Genomic DNA, 15428 nt, shown 5'->3' with positions numbered 1-15428 from the left:
TAGTTCGTAAAAAATATTGCTCTTAAAGCAATTCAAAATATATAAGATTGTAGGTTTGGGGGAACCTTAAAGTCTGTTCGGAAACTTGTTTCCGGCAGGCTTTTTTTTATTTCTAAGCACTTAGAATCCCTATGAATATTTTCTTTCTTGATTAGATTTTATAAAAAAAAGCCATTAGCAAATTTTTAATAATTCGCCAATGGCTTTTTTTCAATGATTTATTTCTTAATAAGAAAAATTTTACTGTTTACTGCTTTTAGGAAGCACATCGATATTAGGTTTTTTAAGAACTTTCTTGTTTGCTATGTTTCTTTCTAGCGCTAATAAAAGGGCAGGTAGTAAAATTAGATTTGCTAACATGGCTGTTAATAGCGTAAAAGAAACAAGTCCTCCTAAAGCTTTTGTTCCACCGAAGCTACTTAACATAAAAACTGAGAAGCCAAAGAATAATACTATAGAAGTGTAGAACATGCTCACTCCAGTTTCTCTTAGTGCGTTATATACAGATTTTCTTATGTTCCAATGGTTCTTTGTAAGTTCCTGTCTGTATTTTGCTAAAAAGTGAATAGTATCATCTACAGAAATACCAAAAGCAACACTAAAAACTAAAATTGTAGACGGCTTAATTGGTATTCCTAAGAATCCCATCATTCCGGCTGTAATTATAAGCGGAAGGATATTTGGAATTAAGGAGACTATGATCATTTTAAAGGACCTAAACATATAGGCCATAAATAGAGAAATAAGAAAAATTGCTAGCGCAAGAGACATCACTAAATTTTTCACTAAGTATTTCGTTCCTTTCATAAATACCAATGCTTTCCCTGTAAGAGTGATGTCGTAGCGATCTTCAGGAAGAACTTTGTGTATTTTTTTCCATAGGTCAGCTTCTATCCCTTCCATTTTGTCAGTACCAATATCTTTCATAAAAGTGGTGATTCTTGCCACTTGCCCGGTAGAATCTACAAAGCTTTTAAGTAGATTGGCATTGTTAGAAGATTTTTTTGCGTAAGAAAGGATAAATGCATTTTCTTGATTATTAGGAAGCTGGTAGTAATCAGGATTCCCATTATAATAAGCTTGTTTGGAGTATTTTACCAAATTAGTTACAGAAATCGGATCTGATAGTTCTGGAATCTCTTTAATAAGGTCTTCCAGCTCTTCCATTCTTCTAAGGGTTGAGAGTTTTAAAACGCCATTTTTTCTCTTTGTATCCACCATTATTTCGACAGGAAGGATTCCATCAAACTCTTTTTCGAAAAAACGAATATCATCAAAGAAAGCTGCGTCTTGAGGCATATCTTCTATTAAACTCCCAGAGATTCTAATTTGATAAATACCTATGATGCTACTAATTAGAGCTAATAGGGAAACTATAAATACAGCAATTTTATGATTACGAACGGTGTTTTCCATCCAACCAACAAATGTGTTGATCCATCTTGTATTTAAATGTTTTAAATGCTTTGTTTTAGGCAAAGGCATAAAACTGTATATAATCGGAATTATAAGTAACGATAATACAAAAATTGCAAAGATGTTTAAAGAAGCAACGATACCAAACTCTTTTAAAAGCTTACTCTCTGTAATAATAAAAGTGGCAAAACCAGCAGCAGTGGTGATATTGGTCATCAATGTAGCATTCCCAACATTAGATATTACACGCTGTAGTGATTTAGCTTGGTTTCCGTGTTTTTGAACCTCCTGCTGATATTTATTGATGAGGAATATACAATTGGGGATTCCAATAACAATGATTAAAGGAGGTATGAGTGCAGTTAAAACAGTAATTTCATAATGAAGTAGGCCTAAGATTCCAAATGCCCACATAACTCCAATTATTACTACTATCATTGAAATGAAAGTAGCTCTAAAGGATCTAAAAAAGAAAAAGAATATTAAAGAAGTAACACCTAAGGCAGCACCAATAAACATACTTATTTCGTCTATGATACTTTGAGAATTTAGTGTTCTTATGTATGGCATTCCAGAAACTCTAACGTCAAGTCCCGTTTTGGCTTCGAAATCGTCAATTAGCGGTTCAAAGTCATTAAGCACAAAATCTTTACGTACACTAGTGTTTACAATCTCTTTATCAATATAAATAGCTGTTCTAATAGTGTGTGTTTCTTTATTGTAAAGTAGGCTTTCATAAAATGGAAGTCTATGGAATAACTCGTCCTTTAAACTATCGATTTCAACATTATTTTTTATTTCCCCTTTAATTAAAGGTTCCATTTCAAACTGTTGCTTCTCAGTATTTTTTACTAGTTTCTGAAGGTTGTCTGTAGATATTACGAGGTCTACTTCAGGTTTTGCTTGCAGCTTTTTACTCAGTTTATTCCATTCATTAAAATTATCAGGAGTAAACAGGCTATCATCTTTTATAGCGATGATAATTAGGTTTCCTTCTTCCCCAAAGGCGTCAAGAAACTTATTGTATTCTACATTTACCGGATGGTGATCTGGAAGTAGATTAGCTTCTGTAAAAGTGAAGCGCATATTTTTCCACTGCATAGCAAGGAAAACAGTGATTCCGAGTAGAATCAACAAAATAACGATGCGATTGCGAAGAATTATTCTAGCTGTTTTCTTCCAAAAGCCTTTACTGATCTTGTTTATCATCAAAAAAAATTTCAATGCAAAGGTAGAAAACCTCTGCGAATGTGCCTAAAAACCTAAACTAAAATAGTAGGTAAACTTAAAGGAGATATTGTCATCAAAATTAGGTAAGTGATAAGCTCCGTACCTATACATAAAGTTGAGTCCGAAACCTTTGAGAATTTTATTTATTTCTATCCCGCTTTCTAAATATCCGTTTTCTAAAGAGTTAAAATCGATTCCCTCATGTTGTTGTCTTTCGGATACATTCCCTATTGCGAATCTTGATATTAGCACCAATTCTGGTCTAAAATTCTTTGTAATATTGAAACGCTTAAAGTAATGTTTTGCTTGTAAGACAGCATATCTATCAGAGAAAAACTCATTAAAATACATAGTCTCAAAACTATCACGTCCAGCAACAGAAAATCTGTCTAATATTACTTCTCCGTCTGGCTGGTTTGGAGAGGTGTTAAACAATTCTGTTATTGGGAGGTCGCCAAATCCTATCCCTCCAACAAATAGAAATGTTGTTTTTCCTTTGTTGAGTGGACTTATTTCATGCATAACTCTCATAGCTACTTTTGAGAAGCTTAAATCACTGTCAAATAGATTCCTAAGCGCTTGAGTAGTTTGTAAAGTAAACTGTGGGTATTTGTTTTCTATAATAACTTTACCTTCATTAGTTTGCATGTATTTATTAAATGGGTTCCATTGAATTGCAGCTGTAATGGAGCTTGTTTGGTAAGTTTCATAGGTTTGCCCATTATTGGTAAAAGTATAATCGTAAGTAGGTTTTACGTCTTGGTGAGAGAGCTCGAATCTAGAACTTATTTTAGGAGTAAAATCATGGGTTACATAAGCACTTATGTCGTTTACTTTATGAAACTGACTAATGTTAAATAGTCTCGGTTCAAATAAATAAAAAGCCCTTCCGTCAGTAATAAAAGTTAAACTTCCAGTTTCTACTAAGTCGTCTTTATAGTTTATTCCAATTCGGGTGTCATCATATTTATCTAATCTCCTTTCTGCGCCAAAACCATACTTAAATTCTCCGTCTTTCGTTCCATAGGCACCATAACCATGTATTTTATATTTAGTAGAGAAATTATTATTGGTTACAGCGCTTAGTCCAAGTCTAAAGTTTTCATACCTATTGAACTTTAGTAACGATTTATAATCAAAATCAATATATTTTGTACTCACATATCCTACCATCACTTTTCTTATAAAAGATAGTTTCTTTTCGTAGTTATTAGCTTCCACTAAACTATCTACTGCTATGTAAGTTTCTTTTTCTTTATCAGTAATACTATCAGTTCTATAGCTTCTCCAAAAATCTTCTTCTCTATCTGCAGCTACGTTTAGAAGATCAATTGCAGTGTCTCTCCTTTCTATTGTTACTGGTTGATTGAGGTTGATATTAGAATTATTCGTTTCTGCAATAAGATAAATATGTTTAGTAATATCATCAGGATTGGTGCTCACAAAAGTAGAATCTTCCATTTTAGAGCTAGAGGCTATCCTTAATTTTCCAAATAAGGTAACTACATTATTGTTTTCTCCTTTTCCGACCATAACATTACTTTTGGAAGGAAACCATATATTTTCCTTTTCAAAATAAGTATAGTTTTGTACAGCTTGAACATCTATTGCAGCATTTAATTGAGAAATGGCTTTTTGAATAGCGTAGCTTTTTGTGTCGATATATAAAACGCCTTCTAAGCCTACTCTTTCTTTATCTTTTTTAGGGAAATAATGAATTATATAGCCATCACGATCTTGTTCGTTTACGGTATCTAAAATTTTATAATTGTATGTTTTTAATGCATTTTTTCCAAGTGGGCTTACAAATTCGGTTCCGAATACTTTATAATGATTGTCGTAAAAAGAAAAAGATTGCATTTCTAGAGCTAACGCTTCATAGATTGGTTTCTTAAAACCAGCCATATGTGTCCCAATGATATTTTCTCGCTCCCCTTTATGTTTAGAATACAAAAATTTAGAAGCTTTTTCAATAATGTATAAATGAGACTTTTCGAGTTGCTTTTTTAGCTGATAGTTAGTTGAATCTATTTTTTTAAATTTTAATCTATCATTTCTTTTTACCTTAAATATAGAATCGATTGTTCCGTTGATAGAATCTTTATCAGCAGTAATAATTAGTTTACTATAGTTGTCGTAAGAATATGTGTTTAGAATATCTTCAGGGTTGTTATTCTCACGATTTTCAATTGCTTTTTTTATAATAGCTAAGCCATCAGTTCCTTTTTCCCTTAAAATTACTTCATCTAATTCTTCGATATTTTTTTCTAGAATTATAGTAATATCATCGTTGGAGAAGATTGCTTGCTTTTTTGGCTTATAGCCAATGTAGCTTATAGTTAGAATTTGGAGGCTATCACTCTTAACAATGGAGAATTCTCCATCTAAATTAGTAATTGTGTTTTTGCCGTTATTAGTAACAATAGTGGCAAATGGAAGCGGGGTAGCATTTTCTTCAGATAGTACTCTTCCAGATATGATATCTTGGGCAAAACTTGCGTTTGCCAGTAGTAAGAATAGTATTAAAATAAAGGACGCTTTATTTTTCATTTATTAGAAACGGGTCTTTTGAAAATATCTTGTAATGTTACAAAAAATTAAAGCGACTCCTTGGAGCCGCTTTAATTTTTTATTGAAAGTTTAACTAAAATTAAACTGTCATTATTTCTTTCTCTTTGGTAGCTAAACTAGCATCAGTTTTTTTGATGTACTCATCTGTTAATGCCTGTACATCTACTTCTGCATTCGCTTTAAGATCTTCAGAGATATCTAATTTTTTTATTTCTTTATTAGCCTCTTGTCTAGCACTTCTTATAGATACTTTAGCATCTTCAGCTTCAGCTTTTGCTTGTTTTACTAAGTCTCTTCTTCTTTCTTCTGTAAGCGGTGGAACGTTAATAATCACCATATCACCATTATTCATAGGATTAAACCCTAAGTTGGCAATCATGATTCCTTTTTCTATCTGCTGAATCATTCCTTTTTCCCATGGCTGGATAGAAATTGTTCTTCCGTCTGGGGTATTTATATTGGCAACTTGACTAAGTGGAGTAGGAGAACCATAGTAATCTACCATAACGCTACCAACCATTGCTGGGCTAGCTTTACCGGCACGGATGTTTACAAACTCCTTCTCTAAATGCTTTAGCGCACCGTCCATAGATTCTTTGGCGGTATCTAATATAAATTGTGTTTCTTCGTTCATAACTATTAATGTTTAAAATAGTTTAGCTAATTAAATTACAAGATAATTAAAGATTAACTTTTGTACCAATTTTTTCTCCTGATACTACTTTTAGCAGATTCCCAGGTTTATTCATATCAAAAACGATAATTGGCAATTCGTTTTCTTGACTTAATGTAAAGGCTGTAGTATCCATTACTTTTAGTCCTTTTGTAAGTACATCTTTAAATGTAATATTATCAAATTTGGTCGCGTCTTTATCTTTCTCAGGGTCTGAAGTATAGATTCCATCAACTCTAGTTCCCTTTAAGATAACATCACATTTTACTTCTATCGCTCTCAATACAGCTGCAGAATCTGTTGTAAAATAAGGATTTCCTGTTCCACCACCAAAAATTACAACACGGCCCTTCTCTAGGTGTCTTATGGCACGTCTTCTAATAAAAGGTTCAGCAACTTCGTTTATTTTTATAGCAGATTGTAATCGAGTTTGTACACCTTCATCTTCTAGAGCAGATTGTAGCGCAAGTCCGTTTATAACGGTAGCAAGCATTCCCATATGATCTCCTTGAACTCTATCCATTCCATTACTAGCGCCTGCAAGTCCTCTAAAAATATTCCCGCCACCTATTACAACAGCTACTTGAACACCTTTTGCGATCACTGAGTTTATTTCTTCAGCATATTCTTTTAGCCTAACTGGGTCTATTCCGTACTGTTTGTTGCCCATTAGAGCTTCTCCGCTTAACTTTAGAAGTATTCTTTTGTATTGCATGTTTTTCTGTTGAAGATTATTTCTGAAAAATTTCCTCAGCAAAAATAAGCAAAATAATTAAGTCGTAGTAGTAGAAATATCGTGTATAAAAAAACCACTTCCGAAGTAAATTCAAAAGTGGTCTTATATATGAAAGCTTATATTGAATAAGCTGTAATGTATTATCCTAAAGCTACTCTTTCGAAAGCAAGAACTGTAAGTTCTTTGTCGTAAGATTTTACATAATCTGTAACGCTTAGTTTGCTATCTTTAATAAAATCTTGGTTTACTAAAGTGTTGTCTTTAAAGAAACGCTTTAATTTACCTTTTGCAATGTTCTCTAGCATAGCTTCTGGTTTCCCTTCTGCTCTTAAAGTATCTTTTGCAATTTCGATTTCTTTATCGATAACTTCTTGGTCTACTCCAGATTCGTTTAAAGCAACTGGGTTCATTGCTGCAGCTTGCATTGCAACATCTTTAGCAGCAACATCTGCACCTTCAACACCAGCAGATAAACCTACAAGTGTAGCGATTTTGTTTCCTGCGTGGATGTAAGAACCTACGAAAGGAGCTTCTAAAGTTCTAAAGTCACCAATTTCGATTTTCTCACCGATAACTCCAGTTTGTTCGATTAATTTATCTGAAACTTTAACTCCTTTAAAGTCTGCATCTAAAAATGCTTCTTTAGAGTCAAAATTTAAAGCTAAATCTGCAAGTTCGTTAGCTAAAGCAACGAAAGTATCATTTTTAGCAACGAAATCTGTTTCACAGTTAAGAGAAATAATAATACCTCTGCTGTTAGCGTCGTTTACCTTAGCGATGACGGCACCTTCAGTAGATTCTCTATCTGCTCTTTTAGCTGCTACTTTTTGTCCTTTTTTACGAAGAACTTCTACTGCTGTATCAAAATCGCCTTCAGCTTCAACCAATGCATTTTTGCAATCCATCATACCTGCACCGGTAGCCTTTCTAAGTTTATTTACTTCAGCGGCTGTAATTTTTGCCATTTCTATATCAGTTTTAATTAGTAAAGTCGTTATCCATTAATTTCTGTACAAAAGTATAGAAGGTAAGAGGATAACGACTTTATTATATTGTTATTTAATCGTTGTCTTCAGTCTCTAAAGCTTTAGCTTTCTTCTCTTTAGCTTCTTGTTCTGCTTTACTTTCTTCTTCCTGTTCTGCTTTCTTCTCAGCATCTTTGTCAGCTTTTCTTTCAGAAAGACCTTCAGCTAGAGCAGCAGTAACGTGAGTAAGAACTTTCTCGATAGATTTAGAAGCATCATCATTAGATGGTATTACATAATCAACCTCTCTTGGGTCAGAATTTGTATCTACCATTGCAAAAATTGGAATGTTTAATTTCTGTGCTTCTTTTACTGCGATGTGTTCACGTAAAGTATCTACAATAAACAATGCTCCTGGTAAACGAGTCATGTCTGTAATAGAACCTAAGTTTTTCTCAAGTTTAGCTCTTAAACGATCTACTTGTAATTTTTCTTTTTTCGAAAGAGTATCGAAAGTACCGTCTTTCTTCATTCTATCAATAGCAGCCATTTTTTTAACAGCTTTTCTAATAGTAACGAAGTTAGTAAGCATACCACCTGGCCATCTTTCTGTGATGTAAGGCATATTTACTGCTCCTGCTTTCTCAGCAACGATATCTTTAGCTTGTTTTTTGGTAGCTACAAATAAGATTTTTCTACCTGATTGTGCTATTTTTTTAAGGGCTTCGTTAGCCTCTTCAATTTTAGCAACTGTTTTGTATAAATTGATAACGTGAATCCCGTTACGCTCCATGTAGATATAAGGAGCCATGTTTGGATTCCATTTTCTAGTAAGGTGACCAAAATGTACACCTGCTTCTAGTAAGTCTTTAACTTCTATGTTATTTGCCATTTTTGTAATAGTTTACTTTCCGTTGCCCACTAAGTGGGTTTGAATATTTAGCAATGTTAAAGTGGTCACGATAAAAATCGATTGCCTTTACCATTTGGATGCTAAACTGCTCTCCTTTTCTTTTTCAAGAAACGAAGCAACGACATGTTTTAAATTCAATAATAAATGAACAATGTGTATAAAACACATGTAAAAAATCTGATACAGATTAACGTTTAGAGAACTGGAATTTCTTACGTGCTTTCTTCTGACCGAATTTCTTACGCTCTACCATTCTTGGATCTCTTGTAAGTAATCCTTCTGGTTTAAGAGTTAATCTATGCTCTGCATCGATTTCACACATAGCTCTAGAAATTGCAAGACGGATAGCCTCAGCTTGTCCTGTTACTCCACCACCAAAAACATTTACTTTAATGTCAAAGTTTTCAACATTCTCTGTTAATGTTAGAGGCTGCTTAACTTTGTACTGTAAAGTTGGCGTTGGGAAGTATTGTGCAAATTCTTTTTTGTTGATGGTGATTTTACCTTCACCTTCAGAAACGTAAACTCTTGCAACTGCAGTTTTTCTTCTGCCGATTTTGTGAATTACTTCCATTATTTAAGATCGTTTAAGTTAATAGCAGTTGGTTTTTGAGCTTCTTGAGCGTGCTCTGCACCAACGTACACTTTTAAATTACGGAATAGCTCTGCGCCTAATTTGTTTTTAGGAAGCATTCCTTTAATAGATTTTTCCAACAAACGTGTAGGATCTTTTTTGTAAAGTTCCGTAGCTGTTGTTGTTCTTTGACCACCTGGGTAACCTGTGTGACGCACGTATTCTTTTGCATCCCATTTTTTACCCGTCAAGTTGATTTTCTCTGCATTGATAATAACTACATTATCTCCACAGTCAACATGCGGTGTGTAATTAGGCTTATACTTACCTCTAAGTAGCTTTGCCACTTTAGAAGAAAGACGTCCTAGCGTCTGACCATCAGCATCAACTAAAACCCACTGTTTGTTAACAGTAGCCTTGTTTGCTGAAATTGTTTTGTAGCTTAATGTATCCACACTAAATTTTTTAAAAAATTAAACATTCCATTCCCATACCCAAACGTGAATTCGGGATAATGGGGTGCAAAAGTACAACTATTTATGTTATATACAAATAGGGGGTGTTAATTATTTGTTGTTTTGAACCGTTTGGTTTTTAGTAAGTTAAAACAACACGGTAAGAAGCTGCAAATTAACAATTTTGAATAGAACCGCAATTTATAGTTTCATATAATGTAAAACAGAGTTGAAAATCTAAATTTCAACTCTATTTTTGGTAAAGCTTCTAATTATTTGCCGTTTATATTCCAGTTGTATTTTAAATACGATAGTGTTGCATGTTCATTAATAGTTGTATCGCTATATTTATTCAGGAATTCAATAAGAGTTTGGTTTTTTGTAAAATCCTCTTTGAACCAATCAAAAATAGGAGAAACTACAATTCTGTATGTAGAAATATTATTTTTTGATTTATCATTAATAAAATCAAGACTTGCTTTATTAAGCTGTAGATCTACATTTTTGCTTGTAAATGCTTCGTTTAATAGTTTTGGACATGAGATAGAGGCGCAATTTATCCCAAAATGTATTCTAGGTTCATTCATTTTTCTTAAAATCCTATGTTCGATATCGTTTAAAGATATTAGTTGTTCATCTTTTAAGGGAATGAACTTCTGATTCCAAGGGTCTTTTATGTCTTTAATACTATTAAGTGGAAAGTTTTTCAATATAAGTTTTATTGTAAATGCATTGTATGCATTGATCCAATAGGATAATACTTTATTTTTACTCCATGAATCATTTGGCTGATTGGTTTCTAATTCTTTCAAATACGTATTTAATAAATCTTCATCAAAATTACTGTACGTTACAGTTCCATTTTCAGATACATATTTTTTAAGTAGTTGATTCCAAATTTCATGATCTAACTCTTGAGTATAACTTTTTTCAATAGAAAAAACAGTAATGGTAATTGATAGAAATATGATTAGTTTGTATTTCATATTTTTATGGTTTAAGAGTAATCTTCGTTAATAATTAACTAAAGTACCTAGCATTTATAACAAATGTATTACATAATTGGCTTAAGGAAACACTTTCATCATTTTTGATTTTTCTGTCTAATCTGAATATTATTACTACTTAAATAAATAGGAAGTAAAAATATAAAGGAAGGCTTTTATTTATAGCTCTAAGAGACTTACTATAATGCAAAACAAGCTCGTTATTTATTAGAATAACGAGCTTATTTTATAAAGTTTTTATGTTATTACTTTATATAGGATTTTGTTCTAATAATGGGTTAGCATTAAGTGCATCCTGTGGGATAAGCCATTGCCATCTATTATCTCCAGCAGGTACTTCATAAACATAATTTATAAGTTCTCCAGTATGATTAGTGCCTATTCTATCTAAAGGGATATTTAGCCGTTTTAAGTCATAAAACCTGAAACCTTCACCCCATAATTCAACTCGGCGTTGAATATATATTTCTTCTTTTAATGCACTTCCAGAGTTTGTAGAAAGTGTATAGTTAGGATCCCTATTTGAAGCTAATTCAAAAAGAACTTGCTTGGCTTGACTTTCATTAGAATATGAAAGTGCTTCCGCTTCAATAAGATACATTTCTGCAGCTCTCATGTAAGGTACATCCATTTTACTGCTTCCGGTACTCTCTGTTAAAAACTTCTGACTAGTATATGGCTTTTTGCTGAACCTAGAACTCAATTCCTCATGTCCTGGAGGTAGACTGTCATGCTGTCCTGTAGGATCAAAAAGTTTTGATCTTATATCTGTTGAAGTTATTTTGTCGTAAAGTAGATTGTTAATTGCTTTAGGATTTCCTCTAATGTTTGATGAGCTAAAGTTTCTAGATACATAGGCTCCAAAAGTGCTAAAAGTTCCTACTTGATCTTCTTGAATATGACTTCCCCACATCCATTCAATATTTTCATAATTATTAAAATTAGCGTAATAATCGTCTCTAGACATAAGACTATATCCACTTCTTGCCTGGTTTGCATAGCTTGCAGCAGTGGTGTAATCTTGTTGTACTAGTGCTACTCTTGCTTTAATGCCAAGTGCTATGGATTTATCTAGGTGAGATTTATTTGCCCTTGAGTAATCTTCCAATACTTTAATAGCTTGATCTAAATCTGTATGAATTTGTGTGTAAACTTCTTTCACAGTATTTCTAGTTATAGGATTGTTATCTGTGGTAAGTCTTATAGGTACACCTAATTGGGTGTTTTCACTAGAAGCGTCATATCTTTCTCCATATAATTGTACTAATTGGAAATGAGACCATGCTCTGTAAATAAGAGCTTCTCCTAAAACAGTGTTTTTTTCAATTTCTGGACCTTCAGCATTACCAACGCCATTTATCACTACATTAGCATTTCTAATAATTCTATAATAGAATCTATATGGATATAAGTCATAACTGTCACTAGCATCCGTGTGATCTGACCATCCTGCCATTTGGATGAAAAATTTATTAGCTTCTCCTGTCATCACAAAATCTTCACCTAGCGCATCATTTTGAATCATAAGAGATCCTGCTCCAGCCCTACCATTAGAATCATATCTTATGTAAAGAGACCTGTGAATTCCGTTAATTACTAAAAATAGATTACCAGTTGTTGTTGCAACTGCTTGTTCTGATATGCTTTCTGTAGGAACTTCTTCTAAGAAGTCATCACTACATGAAAACAGACTGAAATTTAAAATAACTAAGACGATTAGTATTTTATTTATAAGTATTTTTTTCATGATTACGATTTAAAAAGTTACGTTTAATCCTAATGATATTACTCTAGCAGGTGTAAATCTATTGCTAGTAGTACCATTAAAGTTCTCTCCTACATCCATACCTTTTCTATCAGTTATTTTAAATAAATTTTCTCCTGATGCATATATTTTAAGGCTGCCGAGACCAAGTGCGTCAATAAGAGAGCTATCAAAATTATAAGATAAGCTTACTTGTCTTAGCGCAAGATAGTCTGAGCTTGTTAACCATCTGCTTGACCCTGCTCCAAAAGCAGTTGTTTTTGTTGTATCTAATCTAGGTACATCAGTAATGTCCCCCGGTTGTTGCCAGCGGTTTAATATATCTGTACTCAGTGCTGTACCATATGTTCCTGAATGCATTATTCCTGAGTAATTTCTATCATAAGTTTCACCTCCAAGTTGATATGTGAACATAAAGCCAAGCTCTATTCCATGGTATCTAAAGTTGTTTCTGATTGAACCAAATAAGTCAGGAGTAGCAGATCCTACAAAGTCATATAACGCTTTACTTTGATTTGTAGTAACATTAGTACCGTCAATAGTTCTAATTTCATCATCATTTTCTTCTATCAATTCAGGATCAGCAATATATAATGCTGCACCATCGGATGGATCTACACCATACCAATCTCTTAACCAATAATCGTAAATATCTCCTCCAACAACTAATTTTTTAGAACCATCAATTATCTCTTCTTGGGGTAGTTCATTAATTTCATTGTCGAGTGTAGATGCATTAATTCCTAAATCCCAACTGAAATTTTGATTTCTTACAATTCCGAGTTGAAGTTCAATTTCTATTCCCTTATTTGTCCAGCTTCCGATATTAGCAGGATAATCATCAAGACCTGAGGAAATTGGAAGTGGAACTTCAAAAAGAATGTCTTGAGATTTACGTCTGTAATACTCTAATGTACCAGTTATTCTATTCTGAAGGAAACCAAATTCAAGTGCGTAATCAGTTTGGACATTCGTTTCCCATTTTAAATTGGGATTTCCTGCAGACTCTAACAATATTCCTCCCTCGGTAGCATTGTTAAAGCCTAAGTCAAATAGTGCCTGGCTTACATAATATCCGCCCAAATCATCGTTCCCAACTTCACCATATGATGCTCTTAACTTTAATAAGTTTATCCAATCTATCTGTTTAATAAAAGCCTCTTGGTCTATTCTCCATGCTCCACCAACAGAATAGAAATTACCCCAAGTGTTTTCATGGAATCTAGAAGATCCGTCTCTTCTAAAAGATCCAGATATATAATAACGGTTATCAAAATCGTAGTTAACTCTCGAGAAATAACCTTCAGTAGTTTGTCTATTTGTATAAGACTCTAAGTCGGTTATGTTTGTGAAATTCACAAGTTCTGTGTTTCCTTCAATAATTTCTTCTCGTCTTGTCCCATCCAAATAATTATATTCAGTTTCAAAGTTTTCATGCCCTAGAAGAGCAGAGATAGAGTGTTTGCCGAATTCTTTATCATACCTTAATAATTGGTTGTAGTTTTGAGTACTACGTGTTGTCGAAGTTCTTCCCGCTCTACCGTCTGGTGCACCATCTCCAACAATTGGATTGTCGAATTCTTCGTTGTGATAAAACCTTTTGTCTAAGGAAGCATTAAGTGTAAATGTAAAGTCTTTTAAGAAGTAAAACTCAGCATAAGTTCGACCTGAAAATGAAAATATTTTGTCTCTATCAACATTTAATTCTGTTTCTTGAACAATATTTCTTCCATTAGAACTTCCGATTCTATATTCACCCGAATCATAAATTCTTTGCCCTTCATCATCTAAAATATAATTGCCAGTATCTACGTCGTGTAGATGAACTGGATATATAGGACTCATGCGTCGGGTAACAAAAAATGGGTTGGATAACCCTGTACTATTCCCGTCTGCAGCTTGATTTGATATGGAACTCGCTCCAGACAAATTTAAACCCGCTTTTACCCATTCCTTTAGTTTTGAATTTACGTTTATTCTAGCAGATACCCTTTCGTAATCAGAATTAGCTAGATATCCTTCCTCATTTAAATATCCTAGAGAAGCATAATAATCAGTATTTTCATTTGCTCCTTGATATGAGAAATCTACGTTTTGTCTTGCTCCCGTTCTGATAAGGGGTGATTGCCAATCTAAATCTTGTGGATCAATTTTTAACTGTGCATCTGGGTTTAGTTGTCCATTTGTTAAAACTATTTGATCATTAGCTACATTGAAAGGATTGTATCCTAACCTTTCGAAAATTTCTGAAGAAGCTTGCATGTTTGCTTCTTCAGTAGGAGTATTGCCTGAGATAGAAAGGCCATTTCTATAAGCCTCCCACATAAGTGGGTAATATTGTTGAGCATTTACACGGTCATATTCTTCTATAGATCTAGTAGTAATACCTTGACTAACATTTAGAGATACTTTGCTTTTCCCTTGTTTTCCTTTTTTCGTAGAAATTAAGACGACTCCATTCCCTGCTCTACTCCCGTAAAGAGAAGTTGATGCAGCGTCCTTAAGTACTGTCATACTTTCTATATCATTTGAGTTTATGCTAGAAAGTTCACCAGTAAATTGTACTCCATCTACTATATAAAGTGGTGAGCTAGAAGCGTTAAAAGATCCTGTACCTCTAATTCTAATATTAGGAGTTGAACCAGGCTGCCCGCTTGGGGCAGAAACATTAACCCCTGCAGATGCTCCATCTAAAGCATTTATAGCATTGGTAATAACTCTAGTTTCTAGTTGTTCGGAATTGATTTGTGTAGCTGAACCAGTAAAATCCTCTTTTTTAGTAGTACCGTAAGCAACAACAATTACTTCGTCTAAAGAATGAGCATCCTCTTGTAGGGAAATGTTTATATTATTAGCACCGCTAATTTTTACATCGATTGATTTAAAACCAATATACGATATGGTTATAGTTTCCCCTACTTTAGTGTTAAGGCTGAATTTTCCATCAAAATCTGTTTGAACCCCGTTAGTGGTACCTAAAACAACAATGTTAGCCCCTGGTAATGGGAAACCATCTGCTGCAGAAACAACAGTACCTGTTATTGTTTTCTCTTGGGATAGTGCAAATTGTGTGACAGCTATGCACAAGAGTGTTAAGATCCATTTAATTTTTAACTCCATTTT

Annotated in this window: 11 protein-coding genes; all 11 read right to left on the bottom strand. The window is 33.5% G+C overall.

Features of this window, described 5'->3' with window-relative positions; genetic code table 11:
• Window positions 1–240: 240 nt before the first annotated feature.
• On the bottom strand, window positions 241–2625 hold the full coding sequence (locus JM658_RS00915; RefSeq protein WP_236957348.1) for an efflux RND transporter permease subunit: 2385 nt from the start codon (window positions 2623–2625) through the stop codon (window positions 241–243).
• Window positions 2626–2670: 45 nt separating this feature from the next.
• A complete protein-coding gene (locus tag JM658_RS00910; protein WP_236957347.1) occupies window positions 2671–5196 on the bottom strand; it encodes a DUF5686 and carboxypeptidase-like regulatory domain-containing protein in 2526 nt (841 codons plus the stop codon).
• Between the two features lie 100 nt (window positions 5197–5296).
• Window positions 5297–5851 (bottom strand): ribosome recycling factor, encoded by a 555-nt coding sequence (gene frr / locus JM658_RS00905; protein WP_236957346.1) that lies wholly within the window; start codon window positions 5849–5851, stop codon window positions 5297–5299.
• A 46-nt stretch (window positions 5852–5897) separates the two neighbouring features.
• Window positions 5898–6605: a UMP kinase gene (pyrH, locus tag JM658_RS00900; protein WP_236957345.1), complete on the bottom strand. Its 708-nt coding sequence runs from the start codon at window positions 6603–6605 to the stop codon at window positions 5898–5900.
• A gap of 161 nt (window positions 6606–6766) precedes the next feature.
• Entirely contained in the window at window positions 6767–7591 is an 825-nt protein-coding gene (gene tsf / locus JM658_RS00895) for a translation elongation factor Ts (protein ID WP_236957344.1), read from the bottom strand.
• Window positions 7592–7685: 94 nt separating this feature from the next.
• The gene (rpsB, locus tag JM658_RS00890; protein ID WP_236957343.1) at window positions 7686–8483 is read right to left on the bottom strand and encodes a 30S ribosomal protein S2; all 798 of its coding nucleotides are present in this window, start codon (window positions 8481–8483) and stop codon (window positions 7686–7688) included.
• Window positions 8484–8691: 208 nt separating this feature from the next.
• Window positions 8692–9078 carry a 30S ribosomal protein S9 gene (gene rpsI, locus JM658_RS00885; RefSeq protein WP_236957342.1) on the bottom strand — a complete coding sequence of 129 codons (387 nt, stop codon included), beginning with the start codon at window positions 9076–9078 and terminating at the stop codon, window positions 8692–8694.
• Window positions 9078–9533: a 50S ribosomal protein L13 gene (rplM, locus tag JM658_RS00880; protein ID WP_236957341.1), complete on the bottom strand. Its 456-nt coding sequence runs from the start codon at window positions 9531–9533 to the stop codon at window positions 9078–9080. The genes rpsI and rplM overlap by 1 nt, the downstream gene beginning before the upstream one ends.
• A 272-nt stretch (window positions 9534–9805) precedes the next feature.
• Entirely contained in the window at window positions 9806–10519 is a 714-nt protein-coding gene (locus tag JM658_RS00875) for a DUF547 domain-containing protein (RefSeq protein WP_236957340.1), read from the bottom strand.
• Window positions 10520–10790: 271 nt separating this feature from the next.
• A complete protein-coding gene (locus JM658_RS00870) occupies window positions 10791–12287 on the bottom strand; it encodes a RagB/SusD family nutrient uptake outer membrane protein (RefSeq protein ID WP_236957339.1) in 1497 nt (498 codons plus the stop codon).
• Window positions 12288–12296: 9 nt separating this feature from the next.
• A complete protein-coding gene (locus JM658_RS00865) occupies window positions 12297–15425 on the bottom strand; it encodes a SusC/RagA family TonB-linked outer membrane protein (RefSeq protein ID WP_236957338.1) in 3129 nt (1042 codons plus the stop codon).
• Window positions 15426–15428 lie beyond the last annotated feature (3 nt).

Source organism: Joostella atrarenae (genome assembly GCF_021764745.1).
Classification (GTDB): Bacteria; Bacteroidota; Bacteroidia; order Flavobacteriales; family Flavobacteriaceae; genus Galbibacter; species Galbibacter atrarenae.
This window is presented reverse-complemented; position numbering and strand designations above follow the sequence as displayed.

What these genes read in the sequence shown, in the direction of transcription:
- JM658_RS00875 (WP_236957340.1), bottom strand. Translation starts at nt 10,519, where the DNA reads ATGAAATACAAACTAATCATATTTCTATCAATTACCATTACTGTTTTT.
- tsf (WP_236957344.1), bottom strand. Translation starts at nt 7,591, where the DNA reads ATGGCAAAAATTACAGCCGCTGAAGTAAATAAACTTAGAAAGGCTACC.
- JM658_RS00865 (WP_236957338.1), bottom strand. Translation starts at nt 15,425, where the DNA reads ATGGAGTTAAAAATTAAATGGATCTTAACACTCTTGTGCATAGCTGTC.
- rpsB (WP_236957343.1), bottom strand. Translation starts at nt 8,483, where the DNA reads ATGGCAAATAACATAGAAGTTAAAGACTTACTAGAAGCAGGTGTACAT.
- frr (WP_236957346.1), bottom strand. Translation starts at nt 5,851, where the DNA reads ATGAACGAAGAAACACAATTTATATTAGATACCGCCAAAGAATCTATG.
- JM658_RS00915 (WP_236957348.1), bottom strand. Translation starts at nt 2,625, where the DNA reads ATGATAAACAAGATCAGTAAAGGCTTTTGGAAGAAAACAGCTAGAATA.
- pyrH (WP_236957345.1), bottom strand. Translation starts at nt 6,605, where the DNA reads ATGCAATACAAAAGAATACTTCTAAAGTTAAGCGGAGAAGCTCTAATG.
- JM658_RS00910 (WP_236957347.1), bottom strand. Translation starts at nt 5,196, where the DNA reads ATGAAAAATAAAGCGTCCTTTATTTTAATACTATTCTTACTACTGGCA.
- JM658_RS00870 (WP_236957339.1), bottom strand. Translation starts at nt 12,287, where the DNA reads ATGAAAAAAATACTTATAAATAAAATACTAATCGTCTTAGTTATTTTA.
- rpsI (WP_236957342.1), bottom strand. Translation starts at nt 9,078, where the DNA reads ATGGAAGTAATTCACAAAATCGGCAGAAGAAAAACTGCAGTTGCAAGA.